The 19,170-nt window shown below is 63.5% G+C and carries 26 protein-coding genes and 1 pseudogene; 14 read left to right on the plus strand and 13 right to left on the minus strand.

Annotated elements, in window-relative coordinates; all coding sequences use genetic code 11:
- Positions 1-29: 29 nt before the first annotated feature.
- Both IWX81_RS08680 and IWX81_RS08685 read left to right on the plus strand, forming a co-directional pair.
- A complete protein-coding gene (locus IWX81_RS08680; protein ID WP_199280910.1) occupies positions 30-878 on the plus strand; it encodes a fumarylacetoacetate hydrolase family protein in 849 nt (282 codons plus the stop codon).
- A gap of 9 nt (positions 879-887) precedes the next feature.
- Complete coding sequence (locus IWX81_RS08685) at positions 888-1,646, plus strand: SDR family NAD(P)-dependent oxidoreductase (RefSeq protein WP_199280911.1); 759 nt, start codon at positions 888-890, stop codon at positions 1,644-1,646.
- A 245-nt stretch (positions 1,647-1,891) separates the two neighbouring features.
- Here the strand turns inward: IWX81_RS08685 and IWX81_RS08690 are convergent.
- From IWX81_RS08690 to IWX81_RS08700, 3 genes and pseudogenes are all read right to left on the minus strand, one after another.
- Positions 1,892-2,119, minus strand: a pseudogene (locus IWX81_RS08690) (integrase core domain-containing protein); the annotation flags it as partial.
- A 16-nt stretch (positions 2,120-2,135) separates the two neighbouring features.
- On the minus strand, positions 2,136-2,468 hold the full coding sequence (locus tag IWX81_RS08695) for a transposase (RefSeq protein WP_199281004.1): 333 nt from the start codon (positions 2,466-2,468) through the stop codon (positions 2,136-2,138).
- A 55-nt stretch (positions 2,469-2,523) separates the two neighbouring features.
- Positions 2,524-2,826 carry a hypothetical protein gene (locus IWX81_RS08700; protein ID WP_334593618.1) on the minus strand — a complete coding sequence of 101 codons (303 nt, stop codon included), beginning with the start codon at positions 2,824-2,826 and terminating at the stop codon, positions 2,524-2,526.
- Positions 2,827-3,600: 774 nt separating this feature from the next.
- On the opposite strand from IWX81_RS08700, the gene IWX81_RS08705 reads away from it, so the two are divergent.
- Positions 3,601-4,551 carry a manganese catalase family protein gene (locus tag IWX81_RS08705; protein ID WP_199280913.1) on the plus strand — a complete coding sequence of 317 codons (951 nt, stop codon included), beginning with the start codon at positions 3,601-3,603 and terminating at the stop codon, positions 4,549-4,551.
- Positions 4,552-4,673: 122 nt separating this feature from the next.
- Positions 4,674-5,426 carry a glycosyltransferase family 2 protein gene (locus IWX81_RS15060; protein ID WP_442977643.1) on the plus strand — a complete coding sequence of 251 codons (753 nt, stop codon included), beginning with the start codon at positions 4,674-4,676 and terminating at the stop codon, positions 5,424-5,426.
- Positions 5,427-5,849: 423 nt separating this feature from the next.
- Here the strand turns inward: IWX81_RS15060 and IWX81_RS08715 are convergent, their stop codons facing one another.
- Both IWX81_RS08715 and IWX81_RS08720 read right to left on the minus strand, forming a co-directional pair.
- Positions 5,850-6,398: a hypothetical protein gene (locus tag IWX81_RS08715; protein WP_199280915.1), complete on the minus strand. Its 549-nt coding sequence runs from the start codon at positions 6,396-6,398 to the stop codon at positions 5,850-5,852.
- A 177-nt stretch (positions 6,399-6,575) separates the two neighbouring features.
- Positions 6,576-7,121 (minus strand): hypothetical protein, encoded by a 546-nt coding sequence (locus IWX81_RS08720; protein ID WP_199280916.1) that lies wholly within the window; start codon positions 7,119-7,121, stop codon positions 6,576-6,578.
- Between the two features lie 284 nt (positions 7,122-7,405).
- Here IWX81_RS08720 and IWX81_RS08725 point away from each other — a divergent pair, with 284 nt between their 5' ends.
- On the plus strand, positions 7,406-8,320 hold the full coding sequence (locus IWX81_RS08725; RefSeq protein ID WP_199280917.1) for a pseudouridine-5'-phosphate glycosidase: 915 nt from the start codon (positions 7,406-7,408) through the stop codon (positions 8,318-8,320).
- Positions 8,313-9,194 carry a carbohydrate kinase family protein gene (locus IWX81_RS08730; protein ID WP_199280918.1) on the plus strand — a complete coding sequence of 294 codons (882 nt, stop codon included), beginning with the start codon at positions 8,313-8,315 and terminating at the stop codon, positions 9,192-9,194. Before IWX81_RS08725 ends, IWX81_RS08730 begins: the two co-directional genes overlap by 8 nt.
- A gap of 37 nt (positions 9,195-9,231) precedes the next feature.
- On the opposite strand, the gene IWX81_RS08735 is transcribed toward IWX81_RS08730, so the two are convergent.
- Positions 9,232-10,575, minus strand: a complete 1,344-nt coding sequence (locus IWX81_RS08735; protein ID WP_199280919.1) for a cryptochrome/photolyase family protein — start codon at positions 10,573-10,575, stop codon at positions 9,232-9,234.
- Positions 10,572-11,015 carry a MarR family winged helix-turn-helix transcriptional regulator gene (locus IWX81_RS08740; RefSeq protein WP_199280920.1) on the minus strand — a complete coding sequence of 148 codons (444 nt, stop codon included), beginning with the start codon at positions 11,013-11,015 and terminating at the stop codon, positions 10,572-10,574. Before IWX81_RS08740 ends, IWX81_RS08735 begins: the two co-directional genes overlap by 4 nt.
- A gap of 276 nt (positions 11,016-11,291) precedes the next feature.
- Here IWX81_RS08740 and IWX81_RS08745 point away from each other — a divergent pair, with 276 nt between their 5' ends.
- The gene (locus IWX81_RS08745; protein ID WP_199280921.1) at positions 11,292-11,645 is read left to right on the plus strand and encodes an MmcQ/YjbR family DNA-binding protein; all 354 of its coding nucleotides are present in this window, start codon (positions 11,292-11,294) and stop codon (positions 11,643-11,645) included.
- 21 nt (positions 11,646-11,666) lie between these two features.
- Here IWX81_RS08745 and IWX81_RS08750 read toward each other — a convergent pair whose 3' ends face one another.
- Both IWX81_RS08750 and upp read right to left on the minus strand, forming a co-directional pair.
- Positions 11,667-12,353 carry a winged helix-turn-helix domain-containing protein gene (locus tag IWX81_RS08750; protein WP_199280922.1) on the minus strand — a complete coding sequence of 229 codons (687 nt, stop codon included), beginning with the start codon at positions 12,351-12,353 and terminating at the stop codon, positions 11,667-11,669.
- A gap of 324 nt (positions 12,354-12,677) precedes the next feature.
- On the minus strand, positions 12,678-13,310 hold the full coding sequence (gene upp, locus IWX81_RS08755) for a uracil phosphoribosyltransferase (RefSeq protein WP_199280923.1): 633 nt from the start codon (positions 13,308-13,310) through the stop codon (positions 12,678-12,680).
- A gap of 14 nt (positions 13,311-13,324) precedes the next feature.
- Between upp and tadA the strand changes: the two genes are divergently transcribed.
- Positions 13,325-13,777, plus strand: coding sequence for a tRNA adenosine(34) deaminase TadA (tadA, locus tag IWX81_RS08760; protein WP_442977639.1), 453 nt, complete (start codon positions 13,325-13,327; stop codon positions 13,775-13,777).
- A gap of 31 nt (positions 13,778-13,808) precedes the next feature.
- Here the strand turns inward: tadA and IWX81_RS08765 are convergent, their stop codons facing one another.
- Positions 13,809-14,771, minus strand: coding sequence for a cation diffusion facilitator family transporter (locus IWX81_RS08765; protein ID WP_199280924.1), 963 nt, complete (start codon positions 14,769-14,771; stop codon positions 13,809-13,811).
- Positions 14,772-14,794: 23 nt separating this feature from the next.
- On the opposite strand from IWX81_RS08765, the gene proC reads away from it, so the two are divergent.
- Positions 14,795-15,622, plus strand: coding sequence for a pyrroline-5-carboxylate reductase (proC, locus tag IWX81_RS08770; protein WP_199280925.1), 828 nt, complete (start codon positions 14,795-14,797; stop codon positions 15,620-15,622).
- A gap of 11 nt (positions 15,623-15,633) precedes the next feature.
- Here proC and IWX81_RS08775 read toward each other — a convergent pair whose 3' ends face one another.
- Positions 15,634-16,305, minus strand: a complete 672-nt coding sequence (locus tag IWX81_RS08775) for a potassium channel family protein (protein ID WP_199280926.1) — start codon at positions 16,303-16,305, stop codon at positions 15,634-15,636.
- A 99-nt stretch (positions 16,306-16,404) separates the two neighbouring features.
- Between IWX81_RS08775 and IWX81_RS08780 the strand changes: the two genes are divergently transcribed.
- The 3 genes from IWX81_RS08780 (at position 16,405) to IWX81_RS08790 (ending at position 17,406) form a co-directional block, all read left to right on the plus strand.
- Complete coding sequence (locus tag IWX81_RS08780) at positions 16,405-16,902, plus strand: ArsR/SmtB family transcription factor (RefSeq protein WP_199280927.1); 498 nt, start codon at positions 16,405-16,407, stop codon at positions 16,900-16,902.
- Between the two features lie 116 nt (positions 16,903-17,018).
- Complete coding sequence (locus tag IWX81_RS08785) at positions 17,019-17,213, plus strand: helix-turn-helix domain-containing protein (protein WP_199280928.1); 195 nt, start codon at positions 17,019-17,021, stop codon at positions 17,211-17,213.
- 94 nt (positions 17,214-17,307) lie between these two features.
- Positions 17,308-17,406, plus strand: a complete 99-nt coding sequence (locus IWX81_RS08790; protein ID WP_003792170.1) for a 30S ribosomal protein bS22 — start codon at positions 17,308-17,310, stop codon at positions 17,404-17,406.
- A 29-nt stretch (positions 17,407-17,435) separates the two neighbouring features.
- Here IWX81_RS08790 and IWX81_RS08795 read toward each other — a convergent pair whose 3' ends face one another.
- Positions 17,436-18,200 carry an HAD family hydrolase gene (locus tag IWX81_RS08795; RefSeq protein WP_199280929.1) on the minus strand — a complete coding sequence of 255 codons (765 nt, stop codon included), beginning with the start codon at positions 18,198-18,200 and terminating at the stop codon, positions 17,436-17,438.
- Positions 18,201-18,239: 39 nt separating this feature from the next.
- Between IWX81_RS08795 and IWX81_RS08800 the strand changes: the two genes are divergently transcribed.
- Complete coding sequence (locus IWX81_RS08800) at positions 18,240-18,503, plus strand: glutaredoxin family protein (protein WP_199280930.1); 264 nt, start codon at positions 18,240-18,242, stop codon at positions 18,501-18,503.
- On the plus strand, positions 18,500-18,799 hold the full coding sequence (locus IWX81_RS08805; RefSeq protein ID WP_199280931.1) for a Dabb family protein: 300 nt from the start codon (positions 18,500-18,502) through the stop codon (positions 18,797-18,799). The genes IWX81_RS08800 and IWX81_RS08805 overlap by 4 nt, the downstream gene beginning before the upstream one ends.
- Positions 18,800-18,803: 4 nt before the next feature.
- Here IWX81_RS08805 and IWX81_RS08810 read toward each other — a convergent pair whose 3' ends face one another.
- The gene (locus tag IWX81_RS08810) at positions 18,804-19,097 is read right to left on the minus strand and encodes a hypothetical protein (protein ID WP_199280932.1); all 294 of its coding nucleotides are present in this window, start codon (positions 19,095-19,097) and stop codon (positions 18,804-18,806) included.
- Positions 19,098-19,170 lie beyond the last annotated feature (73 nt).

Genomic DNA, 19,170 nt, shown 5'->3' on the forward strand with positions numbered 1-19,170 from the left:
ATCCTGTCAAACGAAGGAGCGTGCGTGGAGTGAGACTGGCAAGAGTCGGTGCCGTGGGGGAGGAGGTTCCCGTTGTCCTGTCGGGCGAAATCGCGTACGATCTGCGTGGGATCGTCAGCGACATCAACCCGGATGCACTAAGGGGTGGGGCCCTATCGGCAATCGCGGCAAGCTTCGCGGAAGGTTCTCTTCCAATCCTGGAGCGCGCGAATTCGCTGCGATTCGGTCCTCCCATCGCGCGCCCCGGCGCGCTCGTTTGCGTAGGGCTCAACTATGCAGCGCACGCTGCGGAATCGAGATCAACCGTCCCTGATAGCCCGGTGATCTTCTACAAGACGCCAAGCTCCATCGGCGGACCTGACGACATAGTGAACATTCCACGAGGGAGTTCTCGTTCCGACTGGGAAGTTGAATTGGGAGTAGTCATCGGACGACGTGCGCTCTACTTGGACAGCATCGAGATGGTCGCGGACTATATCGCCGGGTACCTAGCTGCCGATGACGTATCGGAGCGGGAGTACCAGCTCGATCTTTCCGGGGGGCAATGGAGCAAGGGCAAGTCCTTTCCTGGGTTCAGCCCATTGGGGCCATGGCTGGTCACCCCCGACGAAGTTGACCCTTCCAACTTGCGGCTCCGTAGTTGGGTGAACGGCGAACCTCGCCAAGATTCCACCACTGCGGACATGATCTTCTCGGTCGAAGCGATCATTTGGCACCTCAGCCAGTTCATGGCCTTGGAGCCTGGCGACGTCATACTCACGGGCACTCCAGCCGGCGTCGGTCTCTCGGGAAGATTTCCCTACCTCAAACCCGGCGATGTTGTCGAGATCGAAATCGATGGCCTCGGTCGCCAGCGCCATGAATTTGCGAAGGCATAGAGCGAGAAGATGGGTGACTTCAGTGAATTTGATGGCCTACGCGCGGTGATCACGGGGGGAGCCTCAGGAATTGGTGCAGCAGTAGCGCGTCAGCTTTCCCGCCGTGGCGCACGGGTGGTGGCGCTCGACCTACACGTCGACCAAATGCCCACTGACATCACCGGCATCCGTGCGGACATCGGGGAGGACCGATCCGTGACGGACGCAATGCATGCCGCCGTCGCGCACCTCGGTGGCCTCGATATTGTCGTTAACAACGCAGCTATTGGAGCGCAGGGCACCATCGAGGGCAACCTCGACGACGAATGGGCGCGGGTACTCAACGTGAACGTCACAGGGGTCATGAGGGTGAGCAGAGCCGCTTTGCCACATCTCCGCCGATCCACCAGCGCATCAATTGTCAACACCTGCTCAATTGCGGCTACCGCTGGCCTACCCGAACGCGCCCTATACAGTGCATCGAAGGGAGCGGTACTTGCCCTGACTCGTGCGATGGCTGCTGATCACCTTCGGGAGGGCATTCGCGTCAACTGCGTGAATCCGGGAACTGCCGATACACCCTGGGTTGACCGACTCCTTATGGATGCGCCCGACCCAGAGTTCGAACGTGCTGCCCTCAACGCGCGTCAACCACATGGCCGTCTCGTGACGATGGATGAGGTTGCGGGCGCCATTCTCTACCTCGCGAGCCCCTTGTCTGGATCCACTACAGGGACAAGCCTCCCGGTTGACGGAGGAATGCAAAACCTCAGGCTCCGACCGTCATAGCCTGCTTGGCTCGGTCTCTCGCGACAGCCGAAACCACATAGACCCCTTCGGACTTAGTCGGCTAGTGAGCGTGCGACCCTGAAGCTGCAGCGTGGCGCTCCGTGACGGATCTTTGGTGTGAAAGCAAATTGCGCAAGGCGGCACTTGAACGCTATCGGGCTCCCAGCGAATTGGCTGGGGTGATGTTCATTCTCGCTTCAACCTACGTCCCGCCTCCGTGAAGCGCCTCAGGTTTTCTGCCGCTTCTATGCGGGTTGCGGCTCTCGGTTGAGGGTCGCGTAGTGGGCTTGCTCGAACTCGGCGGGTGGAACGTAGCCGAGGCTCGAGTGAAGCCTACGATTGTTGTACCAGTCGACACAGCCGGCCGTCGCATATTCGACGTCAGCGATCGTCTTGAACGGGCCGTCATGGAACACGGTGGTGCGGATGCATTCGGCTTTGTATAGGCCATTGATGCTCTCCATGAGAGCGTTGATGCTCCTATGTCTGTCAAGTCGTGATTTCGCCTGTCGTCGGGTTGACTTTGATGAGCTGATAGACCTCACGGATGACGTAGCGTTTGAGGCATCGGATGATGTCTCGTTTGCTTTTGCCTTCGGTGGTTCGGCGGGCGACGTGTGCCTTGGTGGGCTCGTGATGTTGCATGCGCACGATAACGGTGCGATAGATGGCGGCGTTGAGTTGTCGGTGGCCGCCGTGGTTGATGCGATGTTTGCCGCTGGTCATCCCTGAACCGGTCGGGACGGGGCTGATCCCGGCGAGTTTTGCGAATGCCGCCTCGGAGCGGATGCGCTCGGGGTTATCGCCGGCGACGATGAGGATTCCGCGGCGGTATCGACGCCGATGCCGAACTCGTCCAGCAGGTCAGGTGCCCGCTTCATGACGTGTCGGGAACTTCCTCGACGTATACAAGTACGACTCCGGCCGTAAGCAGGTCGGCTTGAAACTCGACGAAGGACTGCGCTGGGTCCTTGGTCGTGAGTGCCGGGAGGTGTTTTGCGACCCGGCGAAGTCGCCCGGCATCGTGTGCGGGAGCGGACATGGCGATGAGGTTGGCTTGGCGCACTGCGAGCTGGATCCAGAGTGCTGTGGCGTGCTCGTCGATTGCGTAGGCGCTGCTTCGCTTGAAGCTCGCCTGAAGTTTCGTTGAGATGCGCTCGTAGGCGGCAGGGTCGCTCACGCCGAAGAGGGCGTCCTCCCTGCACGGGTCGCCCACTACGCTCCGCAGCTGCGCGCATACGGGTCAATGCTGGAGGCGGCAACCGGCACAACAATCGAGTTATTGCTGTGTTTCCTCGACCACTCGGGTGTCGAGGCACGCGTCGAGCGTGTTGCTCTTTGAGTGCGGTCTTTTTCGACGCCCTGGCGCAGATCGATCACTAGTTGGTGGATCGGACTCCGGCGACCCTCAATCCCTGGTGTCCCCCCTGTGTACCCGCGATGCAGATAATGCCGTGGTAGAAGTGCTTCCGGGAACCTCGAGGCGCGCAATGTCGTCCCTGACGAGGAATCAGGGACCCTGCTAAGGTGGAGTACCCTAACGGGTACCGAGGGTTCAAATCCCTCCGTCTCCGCTCTTGATGAAGAGAAAAGCCCTGGCATCAGGGCTTTTTCTCTGTCCGGGGATGGCGAGGACGAGGTCCATCGTCACCTCGGGTCGGCTCACAATCCCGTTGCCGGGGCAGCACAACGCTGTCGCCGATGAGGAAGTGCAGGTCGTGCTGATCACCCATCTCCTACCGCAAGGATGTTCAGGGCCAGGTCACCGAGACAACCGACCTCTTCTTCGGGATCACCTGAGTGGTGGGGTTGCACACTCCGCCAAGAGCGCGATCCATAATCCGTAGCTATCTCACTGTCAAGCCGGTGGTTCCCGGTGTGAGCACCGCGTACCGTCCAAAGGGTGGGCTTTGACCCCGCATCCATGCCACGCGATCTAACGACGGAGGTTGTCATGTTTTTCCACGTCCAGCAACTCATCAACGACATTGCGCAAGACGAGCCAGATCCTGCCGCCGCTAACGCATTGCAGGAAGGGTTGGGTGGTCAGTTCGGCGAGATGCGCACAATGATGCAGTACCTGTTCCAGAGCATCAATTTCCGGGGACCGGCGGCTAAGCCTTATCGCGACCTCATTCAGGGAATCGGTACGGAGGAAATCAGCCACGTCGAGTTGATCGGCACCACCATCTCTCGACTTCTCGACGGTTCACCGCGTTACCAGGGTAAGCCCACCGATCCCTTGGACACGCCAGGTGGCGGCGGTGCGATTCCTCTCGAACTCGCACTCTCCGAGGGCAACATCCACCACTTCCTTGTCGCATCCCAGGGCGCAATGCCGGTTGATTCCGCGGGCAATCCCTGGAGCGGAAGTTGGGTGTACAACTCCGGCAACCTGGTGCTGGACCTGTTGTACAACCTCATGCTCGAATCCACGGGTCGACTGCAAAAATGTCGCCTCTATGAGATGACGGACAACGCAACGGCCCGTTCGACGATCGCCTATCTCATCGTTCGCGACCAGGCACACGAGAATGCGTACGCGAAGGCGCTGGAGACGCTCGGCGTGAACTGGGGCAAAGTGCTGCCTATCCCGAAGACGAATGCCGAGGCGTTCCCGGAGGTGAAAAAGTTGGTCGATCTCGGGTTGCAAAGCAAGCAATACACCTTCGACCTCGCTACACAGTCCGAGGCAGGGAAGATTTTTCAGGGACCGTCTCCCTCGAACGACGGCACCACCCTGGATGCGAGCGAGCAGGCGCCCGTCGGTGTCCCGTCTGAAATCGCCCCGGAACGGTTTGAGGAGTTCGCACCCGGGCTCGACCCGGAACTGTTGGAGCTCATCCAGGCGACCGCAGATCTCGAGATGGCGGAAGTGCAATCCACCTTCGGGCCCGTTTCCTGAGCCACAAGCAGGGCGTCGGCGCAGATACCGACGCCCCACAACTACTTCTCGGGTTAGACGATCAGATCGGATTTTCAGTGCCATACATCTCTGTGGTCATTCCAGTGAAGGATGATGCCGACATGCTGGGAAGATGCCTGCGGTCCCTGGCTGCCCAATCGCGACCAGCTGACGAAATCGTGGTGGTCGACAACGGGAGTATTGACAACTCCATCGAGGTGGCTCGCTCCTATGGAGCGCGGGTCATCGCGGAATCTCGGCCTGGAATAACTGCGGCCGCCTCGGCTGGATATGACGCGGCAACTGCCGACATCATCGCGCGTTGTGATGCAGACTCGGTACTGCCAACCGACTGGCTGGCCACAATCGAATCAGCCTTCCACGACCATCCCGACGCCGTTGCCGTCACGGGTCGCGGCGAGTTTTACGACCTCGGGCGGGTCCAAAAAAAGTTGGCAGATGTGCTGTACATGCGCGCGTACTTCCTTCTCGCGGGAGCTGCTCTCGCGAGCACGCCCTTGTTCGGTTCGAATTTTGCCATCCGAGCCGGCACTTGGCATGCGATCGCAGAGACCGTCCCAAGGGACAAACCATTTCTCCACGACGACTTTGATCTGAGCTTTCGCCTCGATCCGGGCCGAACGGTGCGCTACCACCGCCACCTCGTGGTCGGAATCTCTGGACGTCCATTTCATGACGTGTCCGCCATGCGCCGGCGAGTGGACATGGCGGTTGCGACTATTCGAGAACATCTTCCAGGGCAGCACGCAGTGAGGAGATGGAGTCGAAGAATCGGAACTGGCCAAACGCCCTTTAGAGGCCCCGCTACTCGACGACCTACCGCCGAAACAGAAATTGAGCGCCTCGGGCGGTAAAGCGGTGCCTGCTCCAGCGAACGCGACGTGCACAAAGGTCTCACGACACTCACCGCCGAATTTTTTCATCGCGAAGCTCCCCCGGGTCCCAGGGCTCGGCTTCGATTCCAGCTTCCAGACAATCGATAAGTTGTGCGCACGCCTGGCATCCGCCCGCTCCCTCGCTATGGCGACACTGCGGACAAGAAGCTGCAAAAGCAGCTCGGGTTCCACGATGAATGGGGCTCGGCCACCGACGCTCTGGCCGAGAGGTGGACGGCGAAGGGACATTCTCGATCACGCAATCCGTGAGCCTCGACGGGTTTGTGACCGACATGACCGAGGTCACGCGAACTGCACGAACCGCAGTTGGCCAGCCGGGGGTTCTGGCCCGCGAACGAATCGAGGCCCGCAACCGTCGGTCGCGGGCCTCGCTCGGGTCGACTAGAGACGGCCGGGTCCTCCGTCCCGGGTGACGACGATGCCGGCGTCGATGGCCTTCTGCACCGCGTCGGCCTCCGACTGCGTCAGGGTGCCGTCGGTGACCGCCTGATCGAGTGTGGCCGTGCTCTCGGCAGCCCTGGTTGCCACGCGCTCCTCCTGCAATTCGGTCAGCGCGTTCGCTACCGACGTCTCGTCGATGTTCAGTTCGGTGGCCAGGGCGGCCGCGAGTGCAGCCTCCCGCGCATCCCTTGCAGTCTCTCGCTCTGCCTCGGTGGCATCAGCGGTGGGGCGGTCGGCAGGCTCGGCCGATTCACGAACCGCAGCCAGTGCATCAGCCACAGCGGTCTCTGACAGGCCCAGCTTGGTAGCGAGAGCCGCGGCGTCGATACCCATTCCGCGATGGCCCTGGTCACGGCCTTCCATGGTGGCAGATGTGCTGCCACTCGTGATCGGCACGTCGCTGTCCGCCTGGGCGGCCTGGGCGATCCCCAGCCCGAGGCCCGAGATGAGGGCCACGCCCGCCGCACCTGCGATCAGTTGCTTCTTCATGATGGTTCCTTCCAGACTTCGGAGCTTCCGGCGTCTGGGATGAAGCCTGCGGTTCGCCGCTATCAGCGCGCTATGGCGACCCTGTAAGAACCATGCGCGTTAACGCGCCAAGACCCCCTCAGCCGGAGCTGAAGGGGCCTTCTCTCACGACGATGGTCGCAGGGTGACTACCGGGGACTATCGTCCGAGGATGCCGCCCAGCATTCCGTCGAGGTTGACGCTGTCGGTGATGTCGCCGACGAGGTCAGACACGTTCGAGGTGACGTCCGACACGTTCGAGGTGACGTCGGTGACGTCAGACACGTCCGAGACATCGGACACGTCGGCAACATCGGAGACGTCGGTGACGTTGTCGACGACGTCAGACACGTCGGTGCTCACGTCGTTGCCGTTGGCTACATCGCTCACGTTGCCGACCGCGGTCTCGTTGCCAGAACCGATGGCCGTCTCGTTGCCCGATGCGATCGGAGCCTGGATGTCGTTGCCCGAGAACAGCGCGTTGCCGTTGGCGGCGTTGAGCAGCTCGTTGAAGTTGTCGCCGTTAAGCAGCGTGACGTCGGGTGAGATGAGCACGGGGACCTCGGTGCTCGAGTTGTACGAGTACGACTTCGACGAGCCGTCGCTCGTGTCGTCCGATGCCATCGCGGGGCCGGCGATGCCGACGACGACGAGTGCTGCGGCTGCAGCGGTTGCTCCGAATGCGGTCTTCTTCGTGATGTTCATGGTGAACTCCTCTTCAGATTGCGGGCCAGAACTTACTGGACCAGTCGGGTCCAGGTCTTCCTGGCCACGGTGGGTATCCGGAGTCATGGTGTCCCCGGTTTGGGGGTCACCGGTTGCGACGGCCCGGGGAGGGTGATTCTCGACTTCCGGGGAGAACCCGGATCGCCATGGTTCCGCTGGATCCGCGATCACCCTCGCCGAACCTGAAAGCTTTCCCATTGTCGTCAATCCGAAGCTGTGCTATTTCTCGCCCACCGACGGGCTGAGCCCCTAGATTGAAGTGGATGCCTAGACCATTCGTTCTCTCCACCGAAGTTTCCGACGCCATCGCGGCCCGCCGGCCCGTCGTAGCGCTCGAGTCGACGATCATCTCCCATGGGCTCCCCCGGCCGCGGAACCATGACGCAGCCCTCGAATTCGAGTCCATTCTGCGTGACGCCGGCGTGACACCGGCCACTATCGCCGTGCTCGACGGGGTCGCCCGCGTCGGTCTCGACTCGGACGGTGTCAGGCGCATCGCCGAGGAGCCGCTCGCGAAGGCGAGCGTGCGTGACCTCCCGATCATCGCGGCGGCGGGATTGAGCGCCGCGACGACGGTGGCCGCCACCTCCCATCTCGCGTCCCTTGCGGGCATCAGGGTCTTCGCGACGGGGGGACTCGGCGGGGTGCATCGCGGCGCGAGCAGCTCCTTCGATGAGTCAGCCGACCTCTCGACTCTCGCCGTGACGCCCGTCACGGTGGTGTCGGCGGGGGTGAAGTCGGTGCTCGACATCGCGGCAACCCTCGAACGGCTCGAATCGTTGAGCGTGCCCGTGGTCGGTTTCGGAACCACCACCTTCCCGAGCTTCTGGTTGCGGGAATCCACGTTCACCCTCGATTGGTCGGTGGATGACGCGGCGCAGGTCGCAGGGATCATGCGGGCGCACGACGCCCTCGGCAACCGCCAGGGCATCGTCGTCGCGAATCCGATCCCCCTCCACGAGCAGTGGGATCCGGCGGAACACGATCGGGTGCTCACCGAAGCGCTGGCCCTCGCGGACGCGGAGGGGATCACTGGCAAGGCCGTCACCCCGTTCCTGTTGCTGAAGATCGTCGAGCTGTCCGGCGGCCGCAGCCTCGAGGTCAACCTCGACCTCGCCCGCAATAATGTGAGGGTCGCTGCTCGCATCGCCACGGAATGGGCGGCACTCAATGCCTGACCGCATAGTTTCCTTCGGTGACGTCATCGATGACGTCGTGGCAATGCCGTACGACGCGATCCGCCCTGACACCGACACCGCGGCATCCATCGGTTTCAGGGCCGGTGGTTCTGCGGCCAACACCGCGGCCTGGCTCGGGTCGTTGGGCATGACCGTCGATTTCGTCGGCGTCGTCGGCAAAGCCGATCTCGAGAGACACACCTCGCTTCTGAGGCGAGCCGGTGTCACCACCCATCTGCGGGCACACCCGACGCTGACCACAGGCACGATCGTGATCATCGTCGAGGGCGAGAGTCGCACGATGCTGACCGAGCGCGGCGCAAACACTGAGCTGGACCCGGCGGATGTCACCTCCGAACTGCTGGCGGACGCCGCCGTGCTGCACCTCACGGGGCACTCGCTGCTGAACTCCGCCGGCCCGGAGGGGTTCGCCCGGCTGGTTGCGCGCGCACGCGAGGCTGGAGCGAAGGTGTCGGTCGACCCCGGCTCCGCGGGCTTCATCGCGGACTACGGCGTCGATAAGTTTCTCGACGCCATCCGGGGAGTAGAGCTGCTGTTTCCCAGTCTCGAGGAAGGCAGGGTGCTCACCGGGCTCACCGACCCCTCGGCTATCGTCGACAAGCTCGCTCAGGACTTCCCGACTGTCGTGCTGACCATGGGCGCGGCCGGAGTCGTGATCTCGCACGACGGCACGACGCTCATGGTGCCGGCCGTGAGCACGCCCGTCGTCGACCCGACGGGAGCGGGGGACGCGTTCTGCGCCGGCTTTCTGAACGGCTGGGTACGTTCGGGTGACCTCGCGAGATCTGCGAGCGCCGGGGCGAAACTCGCAGCGAAAGCCGTGGCCGTCATCGGCGGCCGGCCGGTGCTCTAGTTCTCTCAGGTGCTCAGGTGCTCAGGTGCTCAGGTGCTCAGGTGCGCTGGCCGGCCTTGACGTGCTCGTAGGCCGCGAGCGCTTCCCTCCGCGATTCGGCGAGGTCGACGATCGGCTCCGGATACTCGTCTGTGCCGAACTCGGGAACCCATCGTCGAATGTACTGTTGCTGGCCGTCGAACTTATCGGCCTGCAGCATCGGGTTGAAGACCCGGAAGTACGGGGCGGCATCGGCCCCTGAGCCCGCCACCCACTGCCAGTTGCCCGGGTTGCTGGCCTCATCGGCGTCGACCAGGCAATCCCAGAACCACTTCTCGCCGACGCGCCAGTCGATCAGCATGTTCTTGATGAGAAGGCTGGCCACGATCATCCTGACCCTGTTGTGCATGTACCCCGTGTGCCAGAGCTCCCGCATTCCGGCGTCGACGATCGGGATACCCGTGCGCCCCTGCTGCCACGCCTCGAGTTCGACAGGGTCGGGTTCGTCCCACGGGAACGCGTCGAACGCGGGCCGGTAGTTCTTCTCCGCGAGATCGGGGGAGTGGAACAGGATGTTGGCGTTGAACTCGCGCCAGCCCACTTCACTCAGGAACTTCGCCACATTCTTCTTCGCGGCGGCAGGCAGGTTTCCGTGCATCCGCTCCCAGATCTGGAACGGGCTGATCTCGCCGAAACTCAGGTGCGGGCTCAGGCGGCTCGTCGCTTCCACGGCTGGTTCGTCACGACGGTGGTAGTCGGCGAGCCTGTCGGTGGCGAAACTCTCGAGCAGCTCGTGGGCACCCTCTTCTCCCGGATGCCACGACTCGCGCAATCCGGCAGCCCAGTCCGGGCGGGTGGGCAGCAGCATCCACGACTCAAGGTCGTCGCTGTCTGCCGTCGCCCATTCCACCTGCGGCGCGGGGAGTGGGGCGCGAACCGCTGCCTCGCGGGCGGCCTTCCAGAACGGCGTGAATACCCTGAACGGATTGCCGTCGCCCGTCCTGACTGTCCAGGGCTCGAACAACAGGTTGGCCTGGAAGCTCTGGGCCTCGAGCCCGCTCTCCCGCAGGCTCGACTTCAGGCGTGCGTCGATCTCCCGCGCAGCACCGTACCTGCGGTTCCAGAACACCGCCGCCGCTCCGGTGTCTGCCGCCAGTTGCGGGATCACTGTCTCGGCGGCCCCGTGACGCAGCACGAGCGTGTGTCCTGTCGCTTCGGACAATGAACTGAGCGAGCCGTGCAGCCACCATCGGCTGGCGGCCCCGAGGGGCCGTATCTCAGCGCTGTCGTCATCGAGCAGGTAGACGAGCACGACCGGTCCGCGCTCTGCGGCGGCGGTCAGGGCGGGGTTGTCGGCGAGCCGGAGGTCGTCCCGAAGCCAGACGACGGTGGGCGCGGTCATGCGCTTCCCTCGTTGAGGCGAAGTTTGTCGCTGAGCTTCGTCAGAGTTGCGAGCTCGACATCGGTCAGTGCTCCACCGACCCTGCAGTGGATGGAGGCGGCGTGCACGACAGCGATCCGGCGGAAGATCTCGAAGCCACTCTCCGTCAGCCGCACGATGGTTCCACGGCCGTCGGCGGGGTCGTGCTCCTTCGAGACGAACTGCCGGGCTGCGAGCCTGTCGACCAATCGGCTGACGCTCGGCTGCGTGATCAGCAGGTTGCGGTTCAGTTCGCGGATGCGCAGCTGCCGATCCGGCACTCGCGCGAGGTTGAACAGCAGGTCGTACTCGTTCAGTGACAACTCACCGCTGGGAAACTCCGAGTTCAGCTGGCGGAGCACGGAGACCTGCGCGCGGAACAGGGCCTCCCAGGCATCCACCGACAGTGACTTATCGCTCATGTTTCAACTCTATGCACGTGCACCGACGTGCGGAGGCTCCTCACCGGGAGTGACGAGGAACCGAGTTGCACAATGACCCGTTAAAGAGGATTGAGGGTCGGTTTCAGAGGCTAGAAACCGACCCTCTCCCTTGCACCAAGAGTGTCCTGCAATCACATTCCGCTTCAGTTGCCACAGCAAACAACTTCTGCTCTATGAATGTATAACGGAAAGATAACGCTGTCTAGTTACGCAACTGTTATTTTTGAGAATCTTCAGAAAGGGAGGATTGACGCCATGACGCAACCCCTCACGGCACAGGATGCGGCCGACTTCTGCTTGGCGCATCCTGCCGTCGAACTGACCTACCCGTTCGGCCCCGAGACCGAGGTCTACAAGGTGGTGCGCAGGATGTTCGCCGCGATGAACGTCGACGGCGAGCATCCCCGCATCACCCTCAAAGCCGACCCGGAGGATGCCAGGGCACTCGTCGCGCACTTCGACGACATCGCTCCCGGCTACCACATGAATAAGAAGCACTGGATCTCGGTCGACCTTCCGACGACAACAGCGCCACTCGAGGAACTCATCCAGGCGTCGTACGACCTCGTGGTCGCGGGGCTGCCGCGAGCCGAACGCCCGAAGCCGTAACGCGGCCCGCCCAGAAGCTCTTTAGAAGAAGTCGGGGCTGGGCGTCGAGGCCTGGCGGATCGAGACGTCAGCGTGACGGTCGAAGCGGTAGCCGAGTCCACGCACCGTGCGCACGATGTCTTCGAATTCGCCGAGCTTCGAGCGCAGCCGACGCACGTGTACGTCGATCGTGCGCTCGTTGGGGATCTCGTCGTCACCGGCGGCCCACAGCGCAGAGATGATCTCTGCGCGATCGATAGTGCGACCTTCGCGCAGCACGAGGTACTGCAGCAGTTCGAATTCCTTGTAGGTCAGCGCGGCCGTGCTTCCGTCGAGCAGCACGCGCTTGCGGGAGATGTCGATGACGACTCCGCCGCGAGGCTTCGGCGCTGGCTCCTCGACCTGCCTGTGCTTCGCGAGCGCTGCAGGATCCTGCAGCGCAAGTCGTACGATGTCGACGTCGCGGCCGCCTGCGCCCGCGGGCGCCAGGGCGACGGCGGCGTAGGTCTCAGACCCGGGGACCAGCTGCGCGAGAAGCTGCTTGAGCTGCTCGACGACCTGGCCGAGGTCGGTGCCGGCTTCGAGGGCTTTCGCCTGGTCGACGCCGACGTAGAGCGCGAAGCCGCGGGCTTCGGTGCCGGACGGCACGGCATGGAGTCGGCGCGCCGGGGCGGGCAGAACGGGGAGGACGGGAGAAAGTGGTGCGCGTTCGATGGTTGCGAGTGACATGGCGTCGAGAATCCCTGAGAGTTGTGGTGAAGGGCCTCTGATGATGAGGGTGTGATCCTTCTGGGTACTGCGGGTGATTCATGCAGGTGCTGCGCCGCTATGAGGGCGAGAGCCTGGGAGCCTGGTCTTGTGACAGACCGTGGTCTGGTGACGAACCGTGCTCGGCGAAATGGAAGCCGTTAGGCACACATTCGACAACACATGACAACACGAACCCCGCCAGCCTCAAGGGAGGTCGGTGCGAACGTGTGAACAGTCATGAACGAAACTATGCCAGAGAGACTCCTGCTTGTCGAGTGCAGGGACTGAGGATGGAGCACACGGTCAGACGAGGCCGTAGAGCCTGTCTCCGGCGTCGCCGAGCCCCGGGACTATGTATCCGACCTCGTTGAGCTTCTCGTCGAGGGCACCGAGCACGATGGTCACCTCGCGGCCGGTGGTGGCGGCCTCGACGGCGGCGAGGCCCTCGGGGGTTCCGAGCAGGCAGACAGCCGTGACATCCTCGGCGCCCCGGTCGAACAGGTACTGGATCGCGGCGATGAGCGATCCGCCGGTCGCCAGCATCGGGTCGAGCACGAAGCACTGGCGGTTGGAGAGATCGTCGGGCAGTCGTTCCGCATACGTGTCGGGCCGGAGGGTCTCTTCGTTGCGCACCATCCCGAGGAAGCCGACTTCGGCGGTGGGAACGAGCTTGACCATTCCCTCGAGCATTCCGAGACCTGCTCGCAGGATGGGCACGACGAGGGGACGCGGTGAGCTGATGGCGAGCCCGGTCGTGGTGGCGACCGGCGTCTCTATCTCGACGGGCTCGGTGCGCACGTTGCGGGTGGCTTCGTAGGCGAGAAGCGTCACGAGCTCTTCGGTCAGGGCCCTGAAGGTCGGCGACGGGGTGTTCTTATCGCGAAGCACGGTGAGCTTGTGCGTGATGAGCGGGTGATCGGCAACGTGTACTCGCATAGGCTCAATCTACTGTGAGTCGCTATGAAGAGTTGATGTCGGAGGCGATCGCCGAGGCGAAACTGGCCCGCGACACCGGTGACGTTCCCGTCGCTGCCATCATCGTGGATGCCTCGGGCGAGACGATCGCGGTCGGCCGCAACGAGCGCGAACTCACACACGACCCCACGGCGCATGCCGAGATCGTCGCGATCCGTGAAGCGGCCCGCCAGGCTGGAACGTGGCACCTCGAGCACACCACGCTCGTCGTCACGCTCGAGCCATGCACGATGTGCGCCGGGGCGATCCTGCAGGCTCGCATCCCGCGCGTGGTATTCGGCGCGTGGGATGAGAAGGCCGGAGCGGTGGGCAGCGTTCACGACGTGCTGCGAGACCGCCGCCTGCCTCATAGAGTCGAGGTCGTCGCCGGGGTGCTCGAGACGGAATGCGCTGCCATGCTGAGGGATTTCTTCGAGGAACGGCGCTAGCAGTCAAGCTGCGCTGGTCAAGCTGCGCTGGTCAGTCGGCGCTCTTGATGACGACGGCATCCGTCGCGGGGTTCGCCGCGTTCGGCGCCGTGTAGATGTCCGGTTCCAGATAGATCATCCTGGCGATGGGAACGGCGGTGCGGATGCTCGTTTCGACGGAGTTGACCTCTGTCGCGACATCCGACAGCCGCATCTTGCTCGCGAACGTGATCTTCGCTGCGACGAGCAACTCATCCGGCCCGAGGTACAGCGTCTTGAGGTGGATGAGCGCCTCGACGCTCTCATGCTCGTTGATCGCATCGCGGATCTTCACCGTGTCGCCGGGGTTCGCGCCTTCGCCGACCAGCAGGCTCTTGGTCTCGATTCCGAGGATCACAGCGACAGCGACGAGCAGCACGCCGATGGCGAGAGTGCCGATAGCATCCCAGTTCGCATCACCGGTGGCGACGGTCAGGCTCACTCCGGTCAGGGCGAACGCGAGCCCCAGCAGGGCGGCGCAGTCTTCGAGCAGCACGACGGGGAGCTCCGGGGCTTTGGCCCTGCGGATGAACTCGATCCACGATTGCTCGCCCCTGACCAGGTTCGATTCACGGATGGCCGTGCGCAGCGAGAAGCTCTCCAGGCCGATCGCCACGATCAGGATCACGATCGGCACGATCGGCATCTCGACTTCATGCGGATTCTGGAGCTTGTCTATGCCCTCGTAGATCGAGAAGACACCACCGACCGAGAACAGGATGATCGACACCACGAATGCGTAGACGTAGCGCTCGCGGCCGTAGCCGAAGGGATGGGTGTCGTCGGCTTTGCGGCGGGACTTGCGCCCGCCGAGCAGCAGCAGGCCCTGGTTGCCGGTGTCGGCGAGCGAATGCACGCTCTCCGCGAGCATGGAACTCGAACCCGAGACGAGGAATCCGATGAACTTCGCGACAGCGATACCGAGATTCGCGAGCAGTGCCGCGATGATTGCCTTGCCGCCACCAGTTGCGCTCATGCGATCAATCCTAGGATGATCGCATGCCAACGTCTCTTCCCACCATCGCCATCATCGGAGCGGGCTCGATGGGCGGTGCCATTCTGGGCGGGCTGCTCTCCCCCGCCGTGACGGTGGATGGCGACATCCGGGTTACCAATCGCACCAGGGCGAAAGCAGACCTTGTCGCAGCGCCCGGCGTCACGTCATACGCCCTGGAAGAGACGCCGGACGCCAATCTGCAGGCCGTCACAGGCGCGGCAATAGTGCTGCTCGGGGTCAAGCCCGCGATGATCCGGGACACGCTTGCCGAGATCGCCCCTGCGCTGGATGCCTCGGCTCTCGTCATCAGCGTTGCCGCCGGTGTCACCGTCGCCACGATGGAGGCCGCTGTGCCGAACGCAGTGCTGCGAGCGATGCCGAACACGCCGGCCCTCGTCGGAAGGGGAGTCACGGGGCTCGCCGCTGGGACCCGATCCACCGCTGCCCAGCTCGAGCTGGGCCGGTCGCTGTTCGAGACCGTGGGCACCGTGCTGGAGATCCCGGAATCCCGGATCGATGCGCTCAGCACGATCTCGGGGTCGGGCCCGGCCTATGTGTTCCTGCTGATCGACGAGATGACAAACGCCGCGATACGCATGGGTTTCACCGCGGAGCAGGCGGCAACCATGGTCGACGGAACGTTCGGCGGGGCAGTCGCCCTGCTCGAGGCCTCCGATAAATCACCCGAGCAGTTGCGCCTGCAGGTGACCAGCCCGAAGGGAACGACGGAACGGGCCGTGGCCGAACTGCAGGCCGCCGACCTCGGCGGACTTTTCGACAGGGCGACCGCTGCCGCGCTGGCCCGAGCCCGCGAGCTCGCGGCAAGCTAGCGGACCGCGCCTCAGGCGCTGATACCGGCGAACCGCTCGATGTCGGCAGAGTTGCCACTCACGATGATGAGGTCGTGGTTGGAGACGACAGTCTCCGGAGCCGCATAGGTGAATTCCTGTCCAGGCGACTTCACCCCGACCACGGTGATGCCGAACTTCCTGCGCACCTGTGATTCCGAGAGCGGGATTCCCCGGATCGGCTTCGGCGGGTACATCTTCACGATCGCGAAATCGTCGTCGAACTCGATGAAATCCAGCATGCGGCCCGACACGAGGTGGGCGACGCGCTCACCGGCTTCTGCCTCGGGGTAGATCACATGATTCGCCCCGATGCGGGTGAGGATCTTGCCGTGTGACTGGCTGATCGCCTTCGCCCAGATCTGCGGGATCTTCAGGTCGACGAGATTCGCGGTGATCAGCACCGACGCTTCGATGGATGATCCGACCGCGACGACCGCGATCGAGAAGTCCTGCGCGCCGATCTGCCGCAACGCGTCGATGGACCTCGCGTCAGACTGCACAGCGTGGGCGACGCGGGCCGACCACTTCTGCACGAGATTCGCGTCGGCATCGATCGCCAGAACTTCGCGGTCGAGCCGCTGGAGCTGGCCGGCCGTGGCAGCCCCGAACCGACCGAGCCCGATCACGAGCACCGGCGCGTTGTGTGCAATCCTGTCAACCACGATGGGGCCCCATTTCCGGTCGGGAACGTGCCGCCAAGCAATACGTGCGACTTGCGGCTCTGCGTCGAAAGCTTAGCTTCACCGCGCTACCCTGTTCGGATGGCTGACATCTTCGACGTGATTGCAGACGCCACGAGGCGCGATCTCATGCAGGCGCTGCTCGACCAGCACCTGTCGGCCACGAGCGGCACAGGTGACATCAGTGTCAGCGAACTTGTCGAGAAGCTGGGCCTGAGCCAGCCCACGGTGTCGAAGCACCTCAAGGTGCTGCGCGACCACGGTCTCGTCTCTGTTCGTGAAGACGGCCAGCATCGCTACTACAGCATGGATGCCGACCCCCTCGAGACAGTCGAAGACTGGCTCATCCCCTTCCTCAGCGCCGACTTCGACGACTCCGCTAACGATGGCGGCTCAGCTGCATTTGCGGCGTGGTCAGGAGCCGACGTGGGCGACACCCTCGGCCGCCGGATCGCTGAGGGTTCGCACCAGGCCCGCACGGTCATCCACGACGCAACAGACAAACTGCACGACGCGACGGAGGCCGTCGCCGAGAAGTTGCCGGATGGCGTGCGACGACGGTTGTTCCGCGACCGTTAGGGCGCCATCCATGCCCGGATTCGGGGGTGGACACTGAGTCACACCAGCCCCTATTGTTACCGAATAGCACACCAGTAACATCCCGGTGTGCCTACGGTTCGAGGGGCACAGCCAATATGACGCGGGATCTGTCTGATGTGCGCTTCCTCACGGTCGCTGAGGTTGCCGAGATGATGCGCGTCTCGAACATGACGGTCTACAGGATGGTGCACTCCGGAGATCTGCCCGCGGTGCGCTTCGGCCGCTCGTTCCGGATTCCCGAGTCTGCGGTGGCTGCAGCTATTCAGACACCGATCTCGGACGTCGGTTAGCGCGCATATCCTGCTGCGGTAGACTCACGTAGTACATTTTTCCGCGGTTCTGATTCGGACCGAGCGGTTCGTTGAAGAAATCAGTGAGGTCCCTATGGGTTCAGTCATCAAGAAGCGTCGCAAGCGTATGGCCAAGAAGAAGCACCGCAAGCTGCTTCGCAAGACGCGCCACCAGCGCCGCAACAAGAAGTAGATCGCGGCCGCGTCAGCGGCACCAGGCGATCAGCGGGCGCGCTTCTTCACGGAGCGCGCCTGCTTTTTGACGAGTTTTCTGGCTTCGCGGATGCTCGACCGCTTCAGCGGGAGCACGGTCCACGACTTCTCGCGGGCGTGGGCCAGCAGCTTCGCGTCAGGATTCACGACGACCCGATTCCCGACCATGCTGAGCAGCGGGATGTCGTTACTGGAGTCTGAATAGGCCCAGCAGTCCGCGAGGTCTGCGTCCACGCTCGCGGCAACATCGCGGGCGGCTGCGGCTTTCTCGTCTCCGTGGATTACGTGCCCGTCCAGGGCCCCGGTGAAGACTCCGTCCAGCGCCTGCACCTTCGTGCCCAACGCGCCGGTCAGCCCGAGCCGGTCGGCAATGACCTGGGCGACGAGCTGGGGCGTTGCTGTGACGAGCCACACCTCGTGGCCCTTCGCGAGGTGCTCGCGGGTCAGTTCGACGGTTTCCGGCCACAGTTTCGGCGCAAAATCCCGCTCGTAGATCTCCTCGGCGAGGGCGATCAGCGCCGCTTCGGTGTAGCCGCTGACCAGCCCGAGCGCGCGGTCCTTCGCCGTGGCGAGGTGGTTGCGGTTCTCGCCCACCGCGAGGAACCGGAACTGGTGCCAGCCGAAAAGGGCGATGTCGCGCCACGAGATGATCCCGCGGCGGAACGCCTCCCGGCCCACGTAGTAGACGCTCGCGCCCCGCATCAGCGTGTTGTCGACGTCGAAGAACGCCACGATCGGGCGATCACTGGGCGGTAGAGGCGAGGCGTCTGACATCGCCGACCAGTCTACGGTCGCGTCATCTAGTCTGGTTGCGTGACGATCGCGCGGCTGACACTCATCGGCAAACCGGAGTGCCACCTGTGTGACGATGCCAGGGCCACCGTGGCTTCGGTGATCGGCGAGCTGGACGATCCGGCATCCGTCACCCTCGAAGAGCTGTCGATTCTCGAGGATGCGGCCCTGGCTGAGAAGTACTGGGACGAGATCCCGGTTCTCATGCTCAACGGGGTCGTCCACAACATCTGGCGCATCGATCCGGTGCGACTGCGAGCGGCACTCCAGGAGGCAACAGCATGATCCGTCACATCGTCACGTGGAAATTGAAGGCTCAGGATGACGCGGCCAGAGCCGCCGCGGTCGCGGCTATCGCCGAGGTGCTCGAGCCGCTCGTGAACGTCGTGCCGGGCATCCACTCCCTCGACGTCCGCCCGAATGTGGCGTACTTCGACAAGAACTGGGACGTGCTGGTCATCGGTGACTACGAGTCGCTGGCGTCGCTGGAGGCGTACCAGGTGCATCCTGACCACGAGGCCGCTGCCGCGGTGGTGCGCGAGCACGTCACCGAGCGGTCATCCATCGACTTCGAGGTCTGACCGGCTACTCCTTCTGGACGGCGATCGGGCCGGTCAGTCGCTTGTGCAGCGAATCCCGCTCGGCCGAGAGTGAGTCGAGCGTGACGCGCTCCAGACCCAGGGGTGCCATGTCATCGAACGGGTTTCCCATTCCACTCTTGGCGTGAACGGCTTCGGCGTACGCCGTGGCAGCCGCTGTGACCCTCGAACTCGCTCGCTGGGCCTTCTTGAGGGAGACAGCGCTGCCGCCGACCACCTCAGCGTGAGCTTTCAGTGCCCTCTTCAGGTCTTTGAGCGCGGCATCGATTTTCTTGGACATGGGAATCATCTTGCCTCATGAAGATGAACGGCTGCCAGTGCGAGGTTCGGTACTCCCCGAGCAGCGAGCTCGC

Source organism: Salinibacterium sp. CAN_S4 (assembly GCF_015752305.1).
In the GTDB taxonomy this organism is placed as follows: Bacteria; Actinomycetota; Actinomycetes; order Actinomycetales; family Microbacteriaceae; genus Rhodoglobus.

What these genes read in the sequence shown, in the direction of transcription:
- IWX81_RS08685 (WP_199280911.1), top strand. Translation starts at nt 888, where the DNA reads ATGGGTGACTTCAGTGAATTTGATGGCCTACGCGCGGTGATCACGGGG.
- IWX81_RS08705 (WP_199280913.1), top strand. Translation starts at nt 3,601, where the DNA reads ATGTTTTTCCACGTCCAGCAACTCATCAACGACATTGCGCAAGACGAG.
- IWX81_RS15060 (WP_442977643.1), top strand. Translation starts at nt 4,674, where the DNA reads ATGCTGGGAAGATGCCTGCGGTCCCTGGCTGCCCAATCGCGACCAGCT.
- IWX81_RS08715 (WP_199280915.1), bottom strand. Translation starts at nt 6,398, where the DNA reads ATGAAGAAGCAACTGATCGCAGGTGCGGCGGGCGTGGCCCTCATCTCG.
- IWX81_RS08720 (WP_199280916.1), bottom strand. Translation starts at nt 7,121, where the DNA reads ATGAACATCACGAAGAAGACCGCATTCGGAGCAACCGCTGCAGCCGCA.
- IWX81_RS08725 (WP_199280917.1), top strand. Translation starts at nt 7,406, where the DNA reads ATGCCTAGACCATTCGTTCTCTCCACCGAAGTTTCCGACGCCATCGCG.
- IWX81_RS08730 (WP_199280918.1), top strand. Translation starts at nt 8,313, where the DNA reads ATGCCTGACCGCATAGTTTCCTTCGGTGACGTCATCGATGACGTCGTG.
- IWX81_RS08735 (WP_199280919.1), bottom strand. Translation starts at nt 10,575, where the DNA reads ATGACCGCGCCCACCGTCGTCTGGCTTCGGGACGACCTCCGGCTCGCC.
- IWX81_RS08740 (WP_199280920.1), bottom strand. Translation starts at nt 11,015, where the DNA reads ATGAGCGATAAGTCACTGTCGGTGGATGCCTGGGAGGCCCTGTTCCGC.
- IWX81_RS08745 (WP_199280921.1), top strand. Translation starts at nt 11,292, where the DNA reads ATGACGCAACCCCTCACGGCACAGGATGCGGCCGACTTCTGCTTGGCG.
- IWX81_RS08750 (WP_199280922.1), bottom strand. Translation starts at nt 12,353, where the DNA reads ATGTCACTCGCAACCATCGAACGCGCACCACTTTCTCCCGTCCTCCCC.
- upp (WP_199280923.1), bottom strand. Translation starts at nt 13,310, where the DNA reads ATGCGAGTACACGTTGCCGATCACCCGCTCATCACGCACAAGCTCACC.
- IWX81_RS08765 (WP_199280924.1), bottom strand. Translation starts at nt 14,771, where the DNA reads ATGAGCGCAACTGGTGGCGGCAAGGCAATCATCGCGGCACTGCTCGCG.
- proC (WP_199280925.1), top strand. Translation starts at nt 14,795, where the DNA reads ATGCCAACGTCTCTTCCCACCATCGCCATCATCGGAGCGGGCTCGATG.
- IWX81_RS08780 (WP_199280927.1), top strand. Translation starts at nt 16,405, where the DNA reads ATGGCTGACATCTTCGACGTGATTGCAGACGCCACGAGGCGCGATCTC.
- IWX81_RS08785 (WP_199280928.1), top strand. Translation starts at nt 17,019, where the DNA reads ATGACGCGGGATCTGTCTGATGTGCGCTTCCTCACGGTCGCTGAGGTT.
- IWX81_RS08790 (WP_003792170.1), top strand. Translation starts at nt 17,308, where the DNA reads ATGGGTTCAGTCATCAAGAAGCGTCGCAAGCGTATGGCCAAGAAGAAG.
- IWX81_RS08795 (WP_199280929.1), bottom strand. Translation starts at nt 18,200, where the DNA reads ATGTCAGACGCCTCGCCTCTACCGCCCAGTGATCGCCCGATCGTGGCG.
- IWX81_RS08805 (WP_199280931.1), top strand. Translation starts at nt 18,500, where the DNA reads ATGATCCGTCACATCGTCACGTGGAAATTGAAGGCTCAGGATGACGCG.
- IWX81_RS08810 (WP_199280932.1), bottom strand. Translation starts at nt 19,097, where the DNA reads ATGTCCAAGAAAATCGATGCCGCGCTCAAAGACCTGAAGAGGGCACTG.